Origin of the sequence: Bradyrhizobium sp. LB14.3 (genome assembly GCF_040547985.1) — a bacterium.
In the GTDB taxonomy this organism is placed as follows: domain Bacteria; phylum Pseudomonadota; class Alphaproteobacteria; order Rhizobiales; family Xanthobacteraceae; genus Bradyrhizobium.
Map to the genome: position 1 here is coordinate 14,801 of NZ_JBEPQT010000019.1, position 19,519 is coordinate 34,319.

The 19,519-nt window shown below is 64.8% G+C and carries 20 protein-coding genes and 2 tRNA genes; 17 read left to right on the top strand and 5 right to left on the bottom strand.

The annotated features are described in order from the left end of the window. A complete protein-coding gene (tsaD, locus tag ABIB00_RS27710) occupies window positions 1–1,074 on the bottom strand; it encodes a tRNA (adenosine(37)-N6)-threonylcarbamoyltransferase complex transferase subunit TsaD (RefSeq protein WP_354106543.1) in 1,074 nt (357 codons plus the stop codon). 158 nt (window positions 1,075–1,232) lie between these two features. On the opposite strand from tsaD, the gene ABIB00_RS27715 reads away from it, so the two are divergent. From ABIB00_RS27715 to ABIB00_RS27730, 4 genes are all read left to right on the top strand, one after another. Then, window positions 1,233–1,979, top strand: a complete 747-nt coding sequence (locus ABIB00_RS27715) for a uroporphyrinogen-III synthase (protein ID WP_247352461.1) — start codon at window positions 1,233–1,235, stop codon at window positions 1,977–1,979. A 65-nt stretch (window positions 1,980–2,044) separates the two neighbouring features. After that, window positions 2,045–3,319 carry a COG4223 family protein gene (locus ABIB00_RS27720; RefSeq protein WP_354106544.1) on the top strand — a complete coding sequence of 425 codons (1,275 nt, stop codon included), beginning with the start codon at window positions 2,045–2,047 and terminating at the stop codon, window positions 3,317–3,319. A 36-nt stretch (window positions 3,320–3,355) separates the two neighbouring features. After that, window positions 3,356–5,104, top strand: a complete 1,749-nt coding sequence (locus ABIB00_RS27725) for a heme biosynthesis HemY N-terminal domain-containing protein (RefSeq protein WP_354106545.1) — start codon at window positions 3,356–3,358, stop codon at window positions 5,102–5,104. A 98-nt stretch (window positions 5,105–5,202) separates the two neighbouring features. Next, window positions 5,203–5,278, top strand: a tRNA-Thr gene (locus tag ABIB00_RS27730). Window positions 5,279–5,333: 55 nt separating this feature from the next. Here the strand turns inward: ABIB00_RS27730 and ABIB00_RS27735 are convergent. Next, window positions 5,334–5,489 (bottom strand): hypothetical protein, encoded by a 156-nt coding sequence (locus ABIB00_RS27735; RefSeq protein WP_354106546.1) that lies wholly within the window; start codon window positions 5,487–5,489, stop codon window positions 5,334–5,336. A gap of 75 nt (window positions 5,490–5,564) precedes the next feature. On the opposite strand from ABIB00_RS27735, the gene ABIB00_RS27740 reads away from it, so the two are divergent. Continuing rightward, the gene (locus ABIB00_RS27740; RefSeq protein WP_247352454.1) at window positions 5,565–5,933 is read left to right on the top strand and encodes a hypothetical protein; all 369 of its coding nucleotides are present in this window, start codon (window positions 5,565–5,567) and stop codon (window positions 5,931–5,933) included. Between the two features lie 77 nt (window positions 5,934–6,010). Here the strand turns inward: ABIB00_RS27740 and ABIB00_RS27745 are convergent, their stop codons facing one another. Further along, the gene (locus tag ABIB00_RS27745; protein WP_247352452.1) at window positions 6,011–7,054 is read right to left on the bottom strand and encodes a polysaccharide deacetylase family protein; all 1,044 of its coding nucleotides are present in this window, start codon (window positions 7,052–7,054) and stop codon (window positions 6,011–6,013) included. Window positions 7,055–7,306: 252 nt separating this feature from the next. Here ABIB00_RS27745 and ABIB00_RS27750 point away from each other — a divergent pair, with 252 nt between their 5' ends. After that, window positions 7,307–7,618, top strand: a complete 312-nt coding sequence (locus tag ABIB00_RS27750) for a hypothetical protein (RefSeq protein WP_354106547.1) — start codon at window positions 7,307–7,309, stop codon at window positions 7,616–7,618. 181 nt (window positions 7,619–7,799) lie between these two features. Beyond that, the gene (locus tag ABIB00_RS27755; protein ID WP_354106548.1) at window positions 7,800–8,015 is read left to right on the top strand and encodes a hypothetical protein; all 216 of its coding nucleotides are present in this window, start codon (window positions 7,800–7,802) and stop codon (window positions 8,013–8,015) included. Between the two features lie 25 nt (window positions 8,016–8,040). Here ABIB00_RS27755 and ABIB00_RS27760 read toward each other — a convergent pair whose 3' ends face one another. Further along, window positions 8,041–9,729: an MFS transporter gene (locus tag ABIB00_RS27760; RefSeq protein WP_354106549.1), complete on the bottom strand. Its 1,689-nt coding sequence runs from the start codon at window positions 9,727–9,729 to the stop codon at window positions 8,041–8,043. 137 nt (window positions 9,730–9,866) lie between these two features. Between ABIB00_RS27760 and ABIB00_RS27765 the strand changes: the two genes are divergently transcribed. From ABIB00_RS27765 to ABIB00_RS27795, 7 genes are all read left to right on the top strand, one after another. Continuing rightward, complete coding sequence (locus tag ABIB00_RS27765) at window positions 9,867–11,234, top strand: hydrolase (RefSeq protein WP_354106550.1); 1,368 nt, start codon at window positions 9,867–9,869, stop codon at window positions 11,232–11,234. Window positions 11,235–11,268: 34 nt separating this feature from the next. Further along, window positions 11,269–12,639 carry a cytochrome P450 gene (locus ABIB00_RS27770; RefSeq protein WP_354106551.1) on the top strand — a complete coding sequence of 457 codons (1,371 nt, stop codon included), beginning with the start codon at window positions 11,269–11,271 and terminating at the stop codon, window positions 12,637–12,639. Window positions 12,640–12,688: 49 nt separating this feature from the next. Further along, window positions 12,689–14,098, top strand: coding sequence for an adenylate/guanylate cyclase domain-containing protein (locus ABIB00_RS27775; protein ID WP_354106552.1), 1,410 nt, complete (start codon window positions 12,689–12,691; stop codon window positions 14,096–14,098). Between the two features lie 166 nt (window positions 14,099–14,264). Then, entirely contained in the window at window positions 14,265–14,753 is a 489-nt protein-coding gene (locus ABIB00_RS27780) for a tellurite resistance TerB family protein (protein WP_354106553.1), read from the top strand. 227 nt (window positions 14,754–14,980) lie between these two features. Beyond that, the gene (locus ABIB00_RS27785) at window positions 14,981–15,760 is read left to right on the top strand and encodes an SDR family NAD(P)-dependent oxidoreductase (protein WP_354106554.1); all 780 of its coding nucleotides are present in this window, start codon (window positions 14,981–14,983) and stop codon (window positions 15,758–15,760) included. Between the two features lie 126 nt (window positions 15,761–15,886). Continuing rightward, the gene (locus ABIB00_RS27790; protein WP_354106555.1) at window positions 15,887–16,681 is read left to right on the top strand and encodes a glutamine amidotransferase; all 795 of its coding nucleotides are present in this window, start codon (window positions 15,887–15,889) and stop codon (window positions 16,679–16,681) included. A 110-nt stretch (window positions 16,682–16,791) separates the two neighbouring features. Continuing rightward, window positions 16,792–17,604 (top strand): enoyl-CoA hydratase, encoded by an 813-nt coding sequence (locus tag ABIB00_RS27795; protein WP_354106556.1) that lies wholly within the window; start codon window positions 16,792–16,794, stop codon window positions 17,602–17,604. 107 nt (window positions 17,605–17,711) lie between these two features. Here the strand turns inward: ABIB00_RS27795 and ABIB00_RS27800 are convergent. Next, a tRNA-Ala gene (locus tag ABIB00_RS27800) sits at window positions 17,712–17,787 on the bottom strand. A gap of 175 nt (window positions 17,788–17,962) precedes the next feature. On the opposite strand from ABIB00_RS27800, the gene ABIB00_RS27805 reads away from it, so the two are divergent. From ABIB00_RS27805 to ABIB00_RS27815, 3 genes are read left to right on the top strand one after another with little or no spacing between them, the layout of a single operon-like run. After that, window positions 17,963–18,259: a YggT family protein gene (locus ABIB00_RS27805; protein ID WP_247352886.1), complete on the top strand. Its 297-nt coding sequence runs from the start codon at window positions 17,963–17,965 to the stop codon at window positions 18,257–18,259. After that, window positions 18,259–18,582: a DUF167 domain-containing protein gene (locus ABIB00_RS27810; RefSeq protein ID WP_354106557.1), complete on the top strand. Its 324-nt coding sequence runs from the start codon at window positions 18,259–18,261 to the stop codon at window positions 18,580–18,582. Before ABIB00_RS27805 ends, ABIB00_RS27810 begins: the two co-directional genes overlap by 1 nt. Window positions 18,583–18,592: 10 nt before the next feature. Further along, window positions 18,593–19,477, top strand: a complete 885-nt coding sequence (locus ABIB00_RS27815; RefSeq protein WP_247444151.1) for a bifunctional methylenetetrahydrofolate dehydrogenase/methenyltetrahydrofolate cyclohydrolase — start codon at window positions 18,593–18,595, stop codon at window positions 19,475–19,477. The last annotated feature ends 42 nt before the right edge of the window (window positions 19,478–19,519 follow it).

The window sequence follows — 19,519 nt, forward strand, 5'->3', positions numbered from 1 at the left end:
CTAGTATCCCGCCCGCGTTTTGCCGTACCCAGCCGGTGCCGTCGCGTTCGCGTCGAGCGACCAGCGCGCGCGGGGCTGCGCTTCCATCGTGTCGGTCATGCCGAGCGCGAGACGTTCGGCGCCGGCCCAGGCGATCATCGCGCCGTTGTCGGTGCAGAGTGCGGGCGGTGGCATGATCAGTTGCGTTCCGGCTTTCCTCGCAACGTCATGCAGAGCGCCGCGGATCGCCTGGTTGGCGGCTACACCCCCGGCCGCCACCAGAGCACGCGGCGCGCCGAACTGGTCGCGGAAAAGTTTAAGACCGACGCTCAACCGGTCCGCGGTGGAGTCGAGCACGGCAGCCTGAAAACTCGCGCAGAGATCGCTGACGTCCTGCGGCGTGATCTCAGCTAGCCGGCTCGCTTCGTTGCGCACCGCCGTCTTCAATCCCGACAACGAAAAATTGGCGTCGGGGCGTCCCTGCATCGGCCGCGGAAACGCAAATCGCCCCGGATCGCCGCTTGTTGCCGCGCGTTCGACCTGCGGGCCGCCCGGATAGGGCAGGCCCAGCATCTTCGCGACCTTGTCGAAGGCCTCGCCGATCGCGTCGTCCACGGTGGTGCCGAGCCGCACATACTGGCCGACGCCGGTGACCGCAACGATCTGGGTATGGCCGCCCGAGGCGAGGAACAGGCAATAGGGAAATTCGAGTGCATCGGTGAGGCGCGGCGTCAGCGCATGCGCTTCGAGGTGGTTCACCGCGACCAGCGGCGTGGCGTGCACCATCGCGATCGCCTTCGCGGTGGTGAGACCGACGATGACGCCGCCGATCAATCCGGGGCCCGCGGCGGCCGCGATACCGTTGAGCTGGGCGAAGTCGATGCCGGCCTCGTGCATGGCGCAGTCGATGATGCCGTCGAGCAGGTCGACATGGGCGCGTGCGGCGATCTCCGGCACGACGCCGCCGAAACGGGCATGCTCCTCGACCTGCGACCGCACGATATTGGACAGGATCTTGCCGCTGCCGTCAGGCGTGCGCTCGATCACGGCCGCGGCGGTCTCGTCGCAGGTGGTTTCTATGCCCAGTACCAGCATTGGCGAATTGGTATCCAATCTGCGCCCTTCTCACCCCTTGCGCTCATCCGCAAAGCAGAGTTCTGGTACGTCCGGTAGCATTCCGGGGTCGGCTTGCGCAATCGCCACGCGCAGCTCTCCTCGTGAATGCGTCACCGCCACGTGCCCGGAACCAAGCGATGTCCATTCTTGTCACACGGCCGCATCCCGACAATGTGGCGACAGCGGAAAATCTGCGCGCGCGGGGTCATGTGGTGCTGCTTGCGCCGGTGCTCAAGTTCGAGCCGGTCGCCTTCCATGACGAGAGTGAGACGGGCTACAGCGCCGTCATCGTCACGTCGGCCAATGCGATCCGTGCCGTCGCACCGCAATTGCCGGATCTTGGCCTCCTTCCGCTGCCGCTGTTTGCGGTCGGCGAGCACACCGCTGCCGCGGCGCGCGATGCAGGCTTTGCCGAGGTGGTGGTCGCCGGCGGCGATGCCGCGGCTTTGCGCGACAAGGTGATGGAGAGCGCGCGCAACAAGCGGCTGAAGAAAAAGAGCACGCTGCTTTATCTCGCGGGCGCGGATCTGTCGCGCGACCTCAGCGATGAGCTGGGCGCCGAAGGATTTAGCATCGTCACGCAGACGACCTATCGCATGGTCCCGGTCAAGCTGTTGCCGCGCGATGTCTGTGAGGGCTTTGCCGCCCATGGGATCGAGGCGGTGCTGCATTACTCCCGGCGCAGCGCGCGGGCTTTCCTGGAGGCCGCGCGGGGTGAAGGTGTCGAAATCTCGGCTCTGGCGATCCCGCAATGCTGCCTGTCCGAGACGGTCGCAGGCATATTGCGCGAGGCCGGTGCCTCGCAGGTTCTGGTGGCCGCGACGCCGGACGAAAATGCCTTATTTGACTCCTTGGAGCGTGCTTTGCGCACCCGTTTGGCGTAAGAGGTCGGGCCGAATCCCACGCAATCGGGTTCGTTTAGGGCATGTAAGTGTGAGGAACCGTCACGATGGCCGACGACAAGCCTGAAGACGCAGGATTGGCTCCCGAGTCCAGCCGTGCCAAGCGCACCCCGCCCACCATCGACCTCGAGGCAACCGAAGTCTCCACCCAGCCGCAGGAGGTGGCGGGCCAGCCGCAGGCTGCGGCGACCGAACAGGCCGCGCAGGAGCAGGCCAAGTCTGAAGAGGTCAAGCCCGAAGAGGCCAAGTCCGAAGAGGCCAAGTCCGAAGCCGCCAAGTTCGACGAAGCTAATGCCGAGCCGCAGCCCGAACCTGCCGAGGAGCGGTCTTCCGTTGCGTCCGCGTCCGTATCGCCATCGATTTCACCTTGGATTATCGCTCCGTTCTCGGGCGCGGTCGCAGCCGCAATTGTGATCGCCGTCGGCTGGATGCTGGGCTGGCCTGCGGTGCAGGCACCGCCGGCCGCTCCGCAAGTGACGGGCGCAACGGTCGATGCGCTGAGCGGGCGCGTTGCCGCGGTCGAAGCCAAGGCGGGCAAGCCTGCCGCCGATCCGGCCATGCTGGCGCGGATCGATGCGCTGGAGAAATCCGCAACCGGCCTGCGCAGCGACATCGCCAATCTGCGCGCGCAGTCTGACAAGACCGCGGGCGCCCTGAACGACGCGAAATCGGCGCCGCCCGCTGTCGCGCCCGATCTTGCCGCTCTCAACGACCGCCTCGCGCAGCTCGAGCGTGCCAGCAAGACCGAACGTGCGGAACTCGCGCAGCAAAGCGAGAAGATCGCCGAAGCGAAGACGATGGACGACAAGCCGCTGCGCCACGTGGTGGCGGCGGCCCTGCTCGACGTCGCCGTTCGCCACGGCGACGCCTACGAATCGCAGCTCGCCGCCGCGCGGTCGCTGGCAGCAAAGCCGGATATGCTGAAGCCGCTCGACACCTTTGCATCGTCCGGTATTCCGACGCCGGTCGCGCTGAGCCGCGAGCTCCTCAACATCGTGCCAAAACTGTCGCCGCCGCCGGAAACCCCGGCCAGCAGCGCAGGCATCGTCGAGCGCCTTCAGGCGGGGGCGTCAAAACTCGTTCGCATCGAACGTACCGACGGGATCGGCAGCGATCGCGGCGCTATCGTCTCGAGGGTGACGGCCGCAGCGCTTCGCAACGATTTCGTGGAAGCTCGGCGCGAGGTGAAGACGCTGCCGGAGGCCGACCGCGCACCGGCGCAGGCCTGGCTCGACAAGGCCGATGCCCGCGACGCCGCGCTCGCGGCGTCCCGCAAACTCGCCGACGATGCCATGGCGGATCTCGTCAAGCCCGGTCAATAAAGATTCGCGCAATAATCGGCGCGTATAGGGATCGTCATGCTTCGCATCGTCCTCTTCCTCGTCCTGATCGCGCTGGCGGCGGCTGGCGCGGCCTGGGTTGCCGACCAGCCCGGCGATCTCGTCCTGACCGCAGGCGCGTTCCGCGCCACAACGACGTTGCCCAGGTTCGTGTTCTTGCTCGGCCTCTTTGCCGCGGCAGTCGTGCTGGTCTGGAGTCTCCTGACGATGATCTGGCGCGCGCCGGGGCGTCTGCGCCGCCGTCGTCATGAGAAGCGTCACGCCCGCGGCCGTCACGCCATCACCCACGGCCTGCTCGCGATCGGCCATGGCGACACCGCGCTTGCTCGTCGCCACGCCGACACCGCGCGGCGGCTGGCCGCGAACGACCCGCTCGCACTTCTCTTGCATGCGCAATCCGCGCAGCTCGAAGGCAATCGCGACGAAGCCCAGCGCGTCTTCCGTGCCATGGCCGAGCGCGAGGATACGCGCCTGCTCGGCTTGCGCGGCCTGTTCATCGAGGCGCAGCGCGCCGACGATGCGGTCGGCGCGGTGATGATCGCCGAGGAAGCGATCAAGCTGTCGCCGTCCTCGACATGGGCCTCGCATGCGGTGCTCGGCTTCCGCTGCGCGCGCGGTGACTGGAGCGGCGCGCTCGCGATCCTCGATTCGAATCTGTCCGCGGGCCTGATCGACAAGCAGGCCTATCGCCGCCAGCGCGGCGTGCTGCTCGCCGCACGCGCGCTGGAATTGGAGACGATGGACCGCGATGTCGCGCGCGAGAGCGTGATGGAGGCGATCAAGCTCGCGCCGACCCTGGTGCCGGCCGCAGTGCTTGCCGCAAAATTCGAGAGCGAGGCGCATCAGGTGCGCCGCGCCATGAAGCTGGTGGAAGCCGCTTGGCTGGCCAATCCGCATCCCGACCTCGCGGATGCCTATGCGCATGTGAAGCTCGGCGATTCCGCACGGCAGCGCCTGCAGCGGGTCGAGACGCTTGCGGCCAAGGTTCCTGCCGACAAGGCTGGTTATGTCGAGGGCCAGCTCGCGATCGCGCGCGCCGCGATCGATGCGTCCGAGTTCGCCCGTGCGCGCGAGGTGCTGGCGCCTTACGTCAACGATTCGACCCAGCGCGTGGCGCTGCTGATGGCCGAGATCGAGCGCACCGAGCACGGTGACGGCGGCCGTGCCCGCGCCTGGACCTTGCGCGCGGTGCGCGCCCGCCACGATCCGGCCTGGACCGCGGACGGCTATGTTAGCGAGCGCTGGCGTCCGGTTTCCCCGGTCACCGGCCGCCTTGACGCGTTCCAGTGGCAGACGCCGGTCGCGAGTCTTCCTTCCGGCAAGGGCGACACGATCGAATCCTCGGCCTTCGAGGAAGCCATGCTGGCGGCACCGCCGCCGAAGCGGGTGACGGCGGCCCCGAGCGAAAGCCCGGCGGAACCGCCGGTAACGGCGCCGGATCCGTTGCCTGCCGCACAGGACAATTCGCCCCCCGAAGTCAAAGAGGCCGCCAACGAAGAGCCGGTCGTCGCGCCCGCCGAGTCGGTTAAGCCGGATCCCGAGATCGCCGAATCATCGCCGGCGGCAGCAACGCCGGTGTTCCGGACCCGCGCCGACCTCGGCAAGCCGGCACCAGCGCCTATTCCCGCTGTCATCCCGATCGTCCGCGCCCCGGATGATCCCGGGATCGACGACGAGGGTCCGAGCGATGAATTTACGGAACAAATCGGCACGGCCAAGGTCCAGGCCGGCGGCTGGCGCGGATTCTGGTCCCGCTGGGGCGGGTGAGCGGCATTTCGAAGCCGGCTCCACCTTGCCAATTCGGGCCATGCCCGATATCACGAGCGCGCGTATCGGACCGGCATTGCCGTGTTCCGGCGGGGTTCGCCGCAATAGCTCAGTTGGTAGAGCACGTCATTCGTAATGACGGGGTCGGGGGTTCGAATCCCTCTTGCGGCACCACTTATTTTATGTCCAGTTTTATGTCCAGCCCGGAGACATCGGTAACAGGTCGTCCCTAAGACATGGGTGACAACCTCGTGCCGAACGGGTTGTCGAGGGGTTGCCGGGTTTTCTGCTCCAGGTCGAAATATCCCAAATCATAGTGCATGAAGCTGGCGAGCCAAATGCCGTCGTCGACCTCCTTGATGCCGAGTTTCTGGCCGGCCAGCATGAGTGATCGTGATCACATAACCTCGCGATCGGCTCCCGTAGTGTCCAGCTCACGCCAAACACGGGGAGAATTCATATGCGCAAGATCATTCTGGTAGCCGCCGCCATGGTGCTGGCCTCCGCATCTGCCCAGGCCGGCGGCCCGCGCGGCTTGTCACTGGCCTCGACCAACGAACAGGCTTCGGCTCCGCAAACGACGGCGACAACGAGCGCGCCGACGCAGGTGAGCGAAGCAGCGCCAGCCGCCGAAGCTCCGAAATATCTCGATCGCCCGCCCGCGATTTCGCTCACGGCCCCTGCTGCGACCGCGCCGACCACGACGATGGCGACGTCAGCACCCGCGGCGATCCAACCCGCCGCGAAGGCGGACAAGCCGAAGCACAAGCGCAGCTGGACCGAAGGTCGCATCATCGGCGAGCTGCATCGCCACGGCATCTATTGGTAAGGTGTCTTTGGTCCCAAAAGCATATGGCCGGGACTAGCCCGGCCATGACGCAAGAGTTTTTGATCTGATCGGGCGCGTTACTGCGAAACCGTCTGCACCACGTTTCCGATCGGACGCGCGCTCGAGGTCGGCACCTTCAGGTCCTTCAGCAGCGCCTCGTCATATTCCGGCAGCGTCTGGAAGGTGGTCTTCGCCTTGATCTGCACGATTTTGTAGCCGCCGGCCTTGAGCCGTGCGAGCAGCGTCGGCAGCGCCTCGCCGGTGTGCTTCTGAAAGTCGTGCATCAGGACGATGCCCTTGCCGAGCTTGTCGAGCTTGGTCATCACCGTCTCGACGATCTTCTCGGGGGTAGCGCCCTTCCTGAAGTCAAAAGAATCGAGATCTGTCGACCACATCGCGACGTTGCGGGTGCCGAGATAGCTCACCATTGCCGGATTATGCTGAAGCTGCGGGAAGCGGAAGAACGGCGCAGGGTTGGTGCCGAGCGCGAGTTTCACCGCGCTGAACCCCTTCTCGATCTCGTCCTTGGCCTGCTGCTCCGTCAACTTCTTGCTGTTGAGATTGAGGTGCGACCAGGTGTGTGTGCCGACCGTGTGGCCCTGGGCCAGCACCTGGCGCAGGATTTCCGGATGGTAGGTCGCGTGCTTGCCGACCGAGAAGAACAGGCCCTTGGTGCATTCATCCGCAAGCGCCTTTAGCACCGCGGGCGTGTTGACCGGCCAGGGACTGTCGTCGAAGGTCAGCACGACCTCCTTGTCGGTGAGGAAGTCGAACTGCTTGAACGTTTCGAAGCCGAAGCCGGGACCGCCGGTGGTGTCGATCTCGACCACGCGGGACACGCCCAGTGCATTCGGATTTGCGCAGGTCGATTTCTGCTGCACCGGCATGGCCGGGGCTGGCGCCGGAGCGGGTAACGCCGGCTTGCCGGCGATCGCTGCAGTGGTCTCGACGTCATCCCTGGCGGCGAGCTTTGCCGGTGCCGGCAGTTGATCGGCGGCACGGGCTGCAATCGTCTTGGGAGCGGCCTGATCGGCGCGCGAGGAATAATAAAACCAACCGCCGGCGGCAATCACGACCGCCGCAACTACACTGGCCAGCATCAGGCCCAACGCATTACGCATCGCTACTCTTTCCAATTACGCAACCAAACCTGCGGAATTTCCCGCTCGCCGATCCATTAATGCGAAGGATCGGTTAACGTGACACCAACACGACAGCGGATCCGAAGGAATTTCAGCGGGGTGCGCCAAAGTGACCGATGTCACAGAGCGGGGGTCGCCCGTGACCGTCATCACAGTCGAAACTGTTTTGCTGGAGCATCGTCGTTCCCATCAACAACGGGCCCGCTTCCGCGGTGCCAGTGGGAGCTTCAAATGACCATCTCGCTGAACACCAAGTCCTTGAGTAGCAAGATCCGCGACACCAGCCTGGCTCTGGGCTTTGCCGCCATCGTCTCGATCGCCGCAACCGGCTCGAGCTTCGCCTTCTCGTCCGAAGCGCAGCAGCAGTGCACCGGAGACGCCTTCCGCCTGTGCTCGTCGGAAATCCCCAACATCCCGAAGATCACGGCGTGCATGATGAAGCATCGTTCGGATCTGAGCGTCGGTTGCCGCGCGGTGATGGACAAGGATCTCGCCAAGGGTGGCGCGTCACGCAAGGTCGCTGACGCCCAGGACGGTCAGTAAGAGACGGTCAGTAACAGCAACGATAACGATCGTTGCGTCGGTTAGCTCCCCTCGCGATGTGCCCCGGCGTCAAGCCGGGGCCACGCGGCGGCGCATACAGTCTGCGAATAAAGCCGTTGCGACCAGGAGATCGTCGCACTAGCTTCGCCCGCACGTTCTTCCGGGTAAGAGGCATTGCGCGATGACCAGATTTCTTTTCATTGTTTGTTTGATTGTGTGCGCATCGGGCGCGTCCGCGCAACAGCAGCCCGGACACGACGCCTGCGCACGCGACGTCACGCGCTTCTGCCGTCCGGTGATGAACAACGGCGATGGCGCCGTGCTCGCTTGCTTGAAGCAGAACCGTACCCGACTCGGCAAAGGCTGCGAGAAGGTGCTGACGGATCACGGGCAGTAGGACGCGGAGTCGGATTGCGAAAAACCTACGTGCTGCTGCCCGCCGCGGTCGCGACCACCGGTAGCACCTCTGTGCTGGCGCGATCCGGCGTGTCTTCTTTCCAGCGCACCGAGCCGAACGGGCGCTCCAGCATGCGGCGGATCCGCACCGGATCGGGCCCGATATGGAAGGCGATCGCCTCCTGATGCAGCGCGCGTTCGGACTGGGTCGAGCGGTTGCGCTGGCGCAGATAGTCGAGCCAGGTCGGACAGTGATAACGCTCGGTCCACAATTCGGGATCGGCGATGTCGCGCGCGATCGACCAGCCATAGGCGCCGTTGCGCTGCCTGGAGAGCTGCACGTCCTGCATCACGTTGTGAAAAGCGCGCGCGTTCTCCTGGCTGACCCGATATTCGATCTCGACCACCAGCGGCCCGCTGCGCGCCGTGAGCGACAGTTTGACTTCCGGATCGGCCAGCACATCGGCGTCTTCGTTGCGGGCACCGACGCGCGGCATCGTGAGCCAGATCCCGAGCACCGGCGAGATCAGCATCAGGCCGGCGGCCGTCAGCAGCGCAACCTCGACACCGGCATAGTCGGTGAGATGGCCCCAGCCCCAGGCACCGATCGCGATGCCGCCGGAAATCGAGGCCTGGAACGCCGCGAGCGAGCGGCCGGCGACCCAGCGCGGCGCCGAGAGCTGCACGCCGATATTGAACAGCGCGACGGCGGCCATCCAGACTGCGCCTGCGAGCACCAGCGCAGCCGCCGTCAGCACCGGCTCGGTGCTGATCGCGAGCGCCGCCATCGCAAACGCCATCGAGATGGTGCAGGCGCGGATCGCGGCTTCGCCGCTCATGCGCTTGCGCAATTCGTGGATGTTGAGCGCGCCGACCACCGCACCCATCCCGAAGGCGCCCAGCATGATGCCGTAGGTCTGCGCGCCGCCATGCAGCAGGTCGCGCGTGACCAGCGGCATCAGCGCCATGATGGCGCCGCCAATCAGGCCCATCACCAGCGTGCGCAGCAGCACGATCTTGATCGGCGGCGAATTGGTGATGTAGCGGAAGCCCGACACCATGGCACGGTTGAGCTTCTCCCGCGGAAGACGCGAGGGCTCGTTGTTGCGCCGCCAGAGCAGCAGCACCACCAGCAGCGGCAGATAGAGGATCGCGTTACACGCAAACGCCGCCACCGAGCCGAGCGCGGCGACGATGACACCGCCAACCGCAGGGCCGAAGCTGCGCGCGATGTTGTAGCTGATGCCGTTCAGCGCCACGGCCGAAGGTAGTGCATCGGGCGGCACCTGCTCGCTGACCGAGGACTGCCAGGCCGGACCGAACAGCGCGTTGCCGCTGCCGACCACGAAGCAGAAAGCGAGCAGCGTTTCCGGGGAGATGAGATTGAACCCGGCCAGGATCGTGAGCGCGGTCGCGCCAGTCAGCGCGATCACGAGCGCGATCAGGGTGACGATACGCCGGTCATACATGTCGGCGATGGCGCCCGCCGGCATCGAGATCAGCATGATCGGCAGCATCAGCGCGGTCTGCACCAGCGCCACCTTGTCCGCCGAGGCCGCCATCTGCGTCATTGCCCAGGCGGCGCCCACGCCCTGGATCAGCAGGCCGAGATTGGAGAGCAGGCTGGCGAGCCAGATGCGCCGGAACACGGTGTAACGCAGCGGCGCGGTGATGCCGTCGGCGTGAATTCTCTGACGGTTCGTCTGCTCGGTCATATCCCCTTCCAGGAGGTCTGGCAGAAGTGGCTTCAGCGATTCCGGTATGTTCAGTGATGCCCGCGAAAGTCCTTCGCTGTCCAGTGGTTAGGCCGGTATAAGCGGTGCAAAGAGATGGTTTTGCCGGGGAGGAACACATGGAGCTGTCGCGACGGATGATCTTGCAAGGTGCGGGCAGCCTGCCTTTCGCAATTGCGAGCTTGCGGGCGGGCGCGTTGGCCCAAACCGCCCCCGCCGCGCCGAGCGAGGTGCCGCCGATCCTGTTCGTCCATGGCAATGGCGAATACGACGCGCTCTGGATGACCACGATGTGGCGGATGGAATCCAACGGCATCGCGCGGGACCGCATGCAGGCGATCAATTTCACCGATCCCAATGCACGAAGCGACGACAAGGTCGAGCAAGCCGGCCGCTCCTCGACCGAGGACCAGCGCCGCGAGCTCGCCGCCGCCATCGTTGAATTGAAGCGTCGCACCGGTGCATCCCGCGTGGCGCTGGTCGGCAGCTCGCGCGGCGGCTATGCGATCCGTAACGTGATCAAGAACGGCGGTGCTGGCGATGTCAGCCATGCCGTGCTGTGCGGCGCGCCCAATCACGGCGTGTTCGCGACCGACGACCAGCTCAACAGCGAGTTCAACGGCCGCGGCACATTCCTGCGCGGCCTGAACGATGGCGAGAGCGAGGTGACGCCGGGTGTTGCCTTTCTCACCTTGCGCAGCGACGGCATGGACAAATACGCGCAGGCCGATGGCCGCTTCATCGGCAAGCCGGGCACGCCAACTGGCGTCACCGTTGAAGGTCCAGAGTTGAAGGGGGCCACCAATCTCGTGCTCGGCGCGCTTGATCATCGCGAGGTGGCGTTTCACCCTCGAGCCTTCCGCGAGATCTACAAATTTATCGCGGGACGTGAGCCCGCGCGCATCGCGATCGTGCCGGAGCAGAGCGTGACGCTGGGCGGGCTGGTGACGGGCACGCCGGGCGGCGCGCCGACCAATCGGCCGGTCGCGGGCGCAACCGTTGATGTCTTTCGTGTCGATCCTGAAACCGGTGAGCGCAAGGGCAATGCCGTGCACAGCGCGAAGACCGGCGCCGACGGCCGCTGGGGCCCGGCGCAGGTCGAGCCTTCCTGGTCGCTCGAGTTCGTCCTGACATCGCCGGATGCGCCGACAACGCACATCTACCGCTCACCCTTCCCCCGCTCGTCAGGAATGGTGCATCTGCGCGCCGCGCGCCCGCTCGGGCCCGCGGACAAGGACGCCGCAGCTGTCGTCATCCTGTCGCGTCCGCGCGGTTACTTCGGCTTGCCGCGCGACGTGGTGCTGCTCGACGGCAAGGGCCCGGCCGACGTCAAATCGGGCGTGCCCACGGATTCGACAGCAACACTGCGCCTTCCGGCCGGCGACGTCGGGCGTAGCATCGGGGCTCAATTCAACGAAGAACGAATTGTGGCACGCGCCTGGCCTGCCTCCGAGAACAGGATTGCGATTGCCGAGCTGACTTACTAGCTATTTGCCTGCGTCACCTCCGCGGGAGAGAGCCATGAATATCGCCAGCGTGCGTCGGCCCATCGTCCCTCCGACCCCGCCGCGTGCGCCCGACGATATGTCGTTCCTCGGCCGGCTTGCGGTGATCAAGCGGAACATGATCGCGACCTGGGGACAGCGGGCCTATGAGGAAGACGTCATCAAGGGCCGTTTCGTCTTCCGCAACAGTTTCATCCTGAACCAGCCGGATGCGATCCGGCACGTTCTGCTCAGCAATTACGAGAATTATTCGCGCACCCCGGCGGGCATCCGCATGCTGCGTCCCGTGCTCGGGGAAGGTCTTCTGATTGCCGAAGGCCATGCGTGGACGCATCAGCGCCGCACCCTCGCGCCGGCGTTCACGCCGCGCGCGACGGCAAACCTCGTCCCGCCCATGACGGCGGTGCTCGACGAGACTATCGTGAAGCTGGATGCACGCACGAGCGAGCCGGTCGATCTGCGCGAGATCATGCAGCGCATGACGCTGGAGATCGCCGGACGCACCATGTTCTCGTTCGGCATGGACCGGCACGGCCCGACCTTGCGCAACTTCGTCATGGAGTACGGAGCCCGGCTCGGGCGGCCGTACTTGCTCGACATGGTGCTGCCGCTGTCCTGGCCGAGCCCGATGGATTTTGCGCGCGCCCGTTTCCGCAAGCGCTGGACCGAGTTCGTCGCAATGCTGATCGCCGAGCGGCGTGAGATGGGCAAGAAGGACGGCGCGCCGCCGCGCGACCTGTTCGACCTCATGGACGAGGCGCGCGATCCTGAAACCGGCAAGGGCTTTTCCGACGAGCAACTTGTCGACGAAGTCGCGACCATGATCCTCGCGGGTCACGAGACCACGGCGACGGCACTGTTCTGGGCGCTCTATTTGCTCGCGCTCGATCCGGACACACAGGAGGAGGTCGCCTCCGAGACCCGTGGCGAGCACCTCGACAGCATGGCCGACATCGATCGCCAGAAGTTCACCCGCGCGGTGATCGAGGAGACCATGCGGCTTTACCCGCCGGCCTTCCTGATCGCCCGAGCTGCGCGCGAGAACGACAACGCGGCCGGCGTCGAGATCGGCAAGGGCGACATCATCATGATCGCGCCGTGGCTGCTGCACCGGCACGAGAAGCTGTGGGATCAGCCGAATGCGTTCATTCCCAAGCGCTTCATGGCGAAAGAAGCGCCCGACCGCTTCGCTTATTTGCCGTTCGGCGCGGGGCCGCGCGTCTGCATCGGCGCTCCGTTCGCGCAAGCCGAATCCGTGCTGGCGCTGGGCCGGCTGATCGGCGCGTTCCGTGTCGAGCTTGCAGATACGGCAAATCCCGTGATCCCGCTCGGCGTCGTCACGACCCAGCCGGACCGTTCACCCCTGTTCCGCATTAGGCGTCGGTGAGAGGCGCTTGCCTCGCCGATGGGTGATCCAACACAGATAGAGTTGCGCCATGAGCGATATCCAGGCCCAGTTTTCCGTTCTGAAGCAGACCGCCGATGCGAAGGTGGTCGACGCGATTACGCGCCTCATCGAGGACGGCGAGGATCACGAGCTCAACCGCGTCAATGTCCTCGACTTCTCCAGGGAGCACAGCCTCGACGAAGAGCGGGTGATCTCGGCGTTCCTGCATTCGGCACGCCTCGGCCTGTTCGATCTCGGCTGGAACGTGCTCTGCCCGGGCTGCGGCGGCGTGCTGGGGGCGCATTCGTCCCTGAAGGCGCTCAAGCCGGATGAGTATCACTGTGCGCTCTGCGCCTGCGGCTACAAGACCTCCGTCGACGATCAGGTCGAGGTCTCCTTCACCGTGAACTCGCGTGTCCGGCGCATTGCGGCGCACGATCCTGACACGCTTCCGGTGTGGGAGTATTTCAAGCAGGTGTTCTGGAGCTCGGGCGTCGACTTCAACAAGGAATCGTTCGCGACGCTCGCCAATGAGGTGACATTGGATACGATGGAGCTCTCGTCCGGCGAGAAGGCGACCATGTCGCTGCAACTGCCGAACGACTTCATCATCATCTTCGAGCCGGTGACGCACGCAGCCCATTTCATCGACGTGCAGGGCGAGCCGACCAAGGACCGTCAGCAGTTCGCCATCATGTACAACAAGGTGCAGGCGCCGACGGGAACCACGACCCTGCGGCCGGGCCCGCTGCGGCTGTCGCTGGAGAATCAGGCCGGCGTGCGCGTGCTGCCGTCGGTGTTCATCGCGGCCGAGGCGCTCCATCACCTCATCGGCAAGCGCAAGCCGTTCCTGACGGCCAAGCGGATGCTGTCGAACCAGACCTTTCGCGATGTGTTCAAGGCGGACAATCTCAGTCTCGACCAGCGGCTCCAGATCACCTCGCTCACCTTCCTGTTCACGGATTTGAAGGGCTCGACCGCGCTCTACGAGCGCGTCGGCGATCTGGCTGCCTTCGATCTCGTGCGCGCGCATTTCCATGCGCTGCTCGAGATCATCTCCTCGGAGAGAGGCGCGGTGGTGAAAACTATCGGCGACGCCGTGATGGCGACCTTCGTCCGACCCGAGCATGCGATCGTCGCCGGCCTGCGGATGCGCGCAGCCATGGACGAGCTCAACAAGAAGCGCGGCACTGGCGACCTCATCGTCAAGATCGGCATCCATGAAGGCCCGTGCCTTGCGGTGATGCTCAACGAGCGGCAGGATTATTTCGGCCAGACCGTCAACATCGCCGCCCGCGTGCAGAGCCTGTCGACCGCACAAGAGATTCACATCACGGGGCCCGTGCTGGATGCGCCCGCGGTTGCCGAGCTGCTCCAGCAGCGCGCGATCAAGCCGATCCAGAAACAGGCGGCCCTGCGCGGCATCGCTGACAAGATGGTGGTGTACGAGATACCGTGAGGGGCGGATCACGCTCACCAAAGTCTTGCAATGACGGAGGTGGAACAGATTGCCGAAACGTAATCAGCGTGCGTAACTGACGCACGTTGCGCCGGTTGAGTTTCCCACTCATATAAGGCTGATAGCGGCCGCGCTCCCGCGGCTTCATCGATTTCGGTAGGACCTTATGCTCGACGGCCTGCGCCAATTCATCGCCGACATTGTTGCTCCTCATGCCCAGGACCGCGCATTCGGTGACAGTGATTACCGGCTGGCGGCGACCGCGCTGCTGGTTCACGTGGTCTCGCTGGACGGCCAGCCGACGGCTGCCGAGCAGAGCAAGTTGCACAGCCTGATCGAAAGCCATTTCAGGCTCGATCGCGGCACTGCCGATCGTCTGATCGCGGATGCGACGGAGGTCGAGGGCGAGGCGGTCGACCTCTATCACTTCACCAGCGTCATGATGCGCTCGCTCGACGAAGAGGGCCGCAGGCGCATCGTCCAGATGATGTGGGAGCTGGTCTATGCCGATGGCCAGGTTACTGAATTTGAGGACAATGTCGTCTGGCGCGCCTCTGACCTGCTCGGGATTTCCCAGCGCGACCGGATCGACCTGAAGCACGCGGTCGCAGACCGCGCCGGCGGCCCGGTCAAGGACAACGCGGTCGGTGGGTGATCTGTGCCAACACCGCGAATTGGCGGTTGTACAGACCACATGACGAAACTTTAATGTAGCCTCTGGGCTGCCTGGGTTCCGGATCCCCCTGTAAATCCATGGTTTTCCTGCTTCCCCGTTTCCCGCTCAAGCGGCTATGCGGCGGGCGCCGCTTGCCTGTCGCGCACGGCCCATGCTCTCGTTCCAGCATTGCAGGCCAAAAAACTTCAATTCAAGAGACTTCGATCGTGACTGAGCGGGTAACGTTGATCACCGGTGCCTCGGCGGGCATCGGCACGGAGCTGGCGCGTGTGTTCGCCGCGAACGGACACCGTCTTGCGCTGACGGCGCGACGGGCGGACCGGCTGGAGGCACTCGCGAACGAGCTCGCCGCCAAGGGCGGCAAGAAGCCGATCGTGATCACCTGCGATCTCGAGGACGCGGATGCCGGCGAGAAGATCGCCGCCGCGCTCGCTGCCGAAGGCGTCGAGCTCGATCATCTCGTCAACAATGCCGGCTTCGGCGTATTCGGTGACGCAATCGAGCGCGACCGCGTCGAGCAGCTCGGCATCGTGGATGTCAACGTCCGGGCTCTGACGGATCTGTCGCTGCGCTTTGCCGATCAGCTCATCAGGAACAAGGGTGGTCTTCTCAATGTCGGATCGGTCGCCGGTTTTCTGCCCGGCCCCGGCATGGCCGTCTACTACGCGTCCAAGGCCTATGTGATTTCCTTCACCGAGGCCCTTCGGGCGGAGCTTGCACCACACGGCGTTCGCGTCACCGTACTTTGCCCGGGGCCGGTGCCCACCGAATTCCAGGCGCGCGCCGGCGTTGGGTCGGGACATGACACGGCCCTTCTCAATGTTTCTGCCGCCGATGTTGCACAGCAGGCCTACCGCGGCCTGATGGCCAACAAACGGGCAGTGCTTCCCGGCCTGGGCATCAAGATTGTGCCGTTCGCGCTGCGTTTTTTCCCGCGCGGCTTCATCCTGTCCGCCACCAGCCGGTTCCAGAGGCAAAGGCAGTAAAGGGAGCTCCGAGTCCGCCGTGGCCCGGAGCTTGCTTCAATATCGGGCGTGTGTGCGCAAACTCACACGAAATTAACGATCGCTTAGTTATGCTGGCGGTCTGAACCGATAGCACTCGCAGAGACCATGTCGTTCCGGACGAACAGGTTTGGTGACGCAGAAGTGGTGCCCTTCCCCAGAAGGACGCCAAACGTCGCCGCCTCCGAAACCCGGTTGCCGGTTCTGATGATCCTGCATCAAGAGTCCTCGACGCCGGGCCGCATCGGCAATGCGCTGCGCGCGCTCGGCCATCGCCTCGACATCCGTCGTCCCCGCTTCGGCGATCCCCTGCCCGAGACACTCGACCAGCATGCCGGCGCCGTGGTCTTCGGCGGCCCGATGAGCGCCAATGATCCCGACGACTACATTCGCCGCGAGATCGACTGGATCGAAATTCCGCTCCGCGAACAGCGGCCATTCCTTGGCATTTGCCTCGGCGCGCAAATGCTCGCGAAGCAGTTAGGGGCCCGCGTCGCGCCGCATGCGGATGCCCTGACCCAGATCGGCTATTACCCGATCCGCCCGACAGAAGCGGGACACCGGCTCTGCCCGAATTGGCCGGCGCGGGTCTATCATTGGCATCGCGAAGGCTTCGAGTTGCCGGTCGGCGCTGAATTGCTTGCGGAAGGCGACGATTTTCCGGTGCAGGCGTTTCGCGTCGGCAACGCTTTCGGCGTGCAGTTTCATCCTGACGTGACCTACGCGATGATGCATTGCTGGACCACGCGCGGCTATGACGGTCTCAGCGCGCCCGGCGCGCGGCAGCGGCATCACCATTTCGCGGACCGTGCCGTCTACGATGCCGCCGAACGCGCCTGGCTCGATCACTTCATCGACGGCTGGTTGGCGCGCCGACCGATGCTGGCGCAAGCCGCCGAGTGATCGCGCCTTCTCAGGTCCTTGGCGCAAGCCCTTGTCTCATCCCTTTATATGCTAGGCTTGCCGCCAACGAGCGCGTGTGAAACTGCGCCGGCAAACAAAGGGAGAGCGCCATGGCCTATGAACACATTCTCTATGAGGTCAGCGACAAGGTCGCGACCATCACGCTCAATCGTCCCGACCGCATGAATGCGTGGACGCCCATCATGGAGCGCGACGTGCGCCATGCGATGGAAGCATCGAGCGCGGATGAAAATGTCCGCGTCATTGTGCTCACCGGCGCGGGCCGGGCCTTCTGCGCTGGTGCCGACATGGATGCGCTGAAGGGGCTTGACCCCAATGACGTCAGGCGAGCGTCGAACCTGCCGCCCTTCGACATGAACCGGCGGCCCGACTGGCAGACGCGCTATGGCTTCTATCCGTCGATCGGGAAGCCCGTGATCGCCATGCTCGACGGGGCGACCGCCGGCATCGGCCTCGTCCACGCGCTCTATTGCGACCTGCGCTTTGCCGCCGACAACACCGTGTTCACCACCGCCTTCGCGCGGCGCGGTCTGATTGCCGAGCATGGCATCAGCTGGATGCTGCCGCGCATCATCGGTCATGCCAACGCGATGGATATGTTGCTCTCGGCGAGGCGCGTGGAGAGCGACGAGGCATTGCGGATCGGTTTGGTGAACCGGCTCTGCCCGCCGGAAAAACTCCGCGAGGAGACCTATGCCTATGCACGCGATCTCGTCGATTTCGTCTCGCCGAGCGCGATGGCCGTGATCAAGCGGCAGCTCTACGAGGTGCCGTTCCAGACGCTGGCGGAGGCGACGATCGAGGCCAACCGGGAAATGATGGTCGCGCTGAACGGTAGCGATTTCAGGGAGGGTGTCGCGAGCTTTATGGAGAAGCGGCCGCCAAGGTTTACGGGGAAGTAGGGGGATTATCATTTTTGAGAGGTCCGTCGTCGCCCTTCGGGCTATGGCGGGACAGCCTTCGCTACGCGAGGGCTTGCCTAGCCGTAGCTCGCGAAGCGAGCGAAGGCTGGTGGAGCCAGGCGGGATCGAACCGCCGACCTCGTCATTGCGAACGACGCGCTCTCCCAGCTGAGCTATGGCCCCTTTGCTGGCCGCTCTGGTCAATGCGGCCGACAACCGGGCGCCATTTAAGTCCCCGGCAAGGTCAAGTCAAGGACGGGTGTAACCCGGTTTTAGCCATCCCGGCACCGACTTCCCTTGTTTGGTCCGGGGGGAACCGATATCTAGCAGTCTTCCTCCCCTGCGAGCTCCCCATCAGATGCGTGCTATTCTCGAAATCATTCTGCTGATCTTGGACCTGTACGTCTGGCTCTTGATCGCCTCAGCCATCTTGTCGTGGCTCATCGCGTTCAACGTCGTGAATACGCGCAATCAATTGGTCGCAGCAATTGCCGAATTTCTGTACCGAATCACCGAGCCTCTGCTGGCGCCGATCCGGTCGATCATGCCAAATCTGGGCGGCCTCGATATTTCGCCCATTATCCTGATCTTGCTGATCTATCTGATCGAGAAGTTGATCGTTTACAACGTTATGCCTCTCGTCATCGGATATTGATGGAACCTTGGCGTTACGGAGCCGCAGGAATCAGCATCGCGCTGCGGGTGACGCCGCGCGGTGGCCGCGACGAGATCGACGGCATCCAGCAGCTGGCCGATGGCCGCAGCGTGCTCAAGGTGCGGGTGCGCGCCATCGCAGATGGCGGCGAGGCTAACAAGGCCGTTCTGGTGCTGCTGGCGAAATCGCTTGGCGTGCCCAAGGCCAGCGTAAAACTCCTGTCGGGAGCGACCTCGCGGCTGAAGCAGATCGCGGTCGACGGCGATCCGGCGCGGCTCGGCGAAGCTCTGCGCCAGTTCGCATCAGCCAAATCGACAGACTGAGGGAAGAGGCATGACCGCCAAGATCATCGACGGAAAAGTCATCGCCGCAGAACTGCGTGCGCGCGTCGCGGACGAGGTCGCCCGCGTCAAGCGCGAGCACAATCTGGTGCCGGGCCTTGCTGTGGTCCTGGTCGGAAGCGATCCGGCGAGCGAGGTCTATGTCCGCTCGAAACACACCCAGACCCAGGCTGCCGGCATGGCGTCGTTCGAGCACAAGCTGGCGGCCGACGTCTCGCAAGCAGATCTCCTGGCGCTGGTCGCAAAACTCAACCGCGATCCCGCCGTGCACGGCATTCTGGTGCAACTGCCGCTGCCCAAGGGCCTCAACACCGAGACCGTCGTCAATGCCATCGATCCCGCCAAGGATGTCGATGGGCTGCATCCGAACAATGCCGGCCGCCTTGCCGGCGGTTTCGAGGCGCTGTCGCCCTGCACGCCACTCGGCTGCATTATTTTGACCAAGAGCGTTCATGCTTCGCTCGAAGGCATGAACGCCATCGTCATCGGCCGCTCCAACCTCGTCGGCCGCCCACTGGTGCAGCTGTTGCTGAACGAGAACGCCACGGTGACCATCGCACATTCGCGCTCGCGCGACCTGCCCGGGCTCGTGAAGCGCGCCGACCTCGTCTACGCCGCGGTCGGAAAGGCCGAGATGGTGCGCGGCGACTGGCTGAAGCCGGGCGCGACCGTGATCGACGTCGGCATCAACCGGATCCCGAAGGACGACGGCAAGACGCGTCTCGTCGGCGATGTTGCCTACCAGGAAGCGCTCGCAGTGGCTGGCGCCGTTACGCCGGTGCCGGGCGGCGTCGGTCAGATGACGGTCGCGTGCCTGCTGGTGAATACGCTGCGCGCCGCCTGCGCGATCGCGGGTCTGCCGAAGCCGGCGGTGTAACTCAAATTCTCGCGCCCCGCCGCAGCGCCGCGTGCAACGATG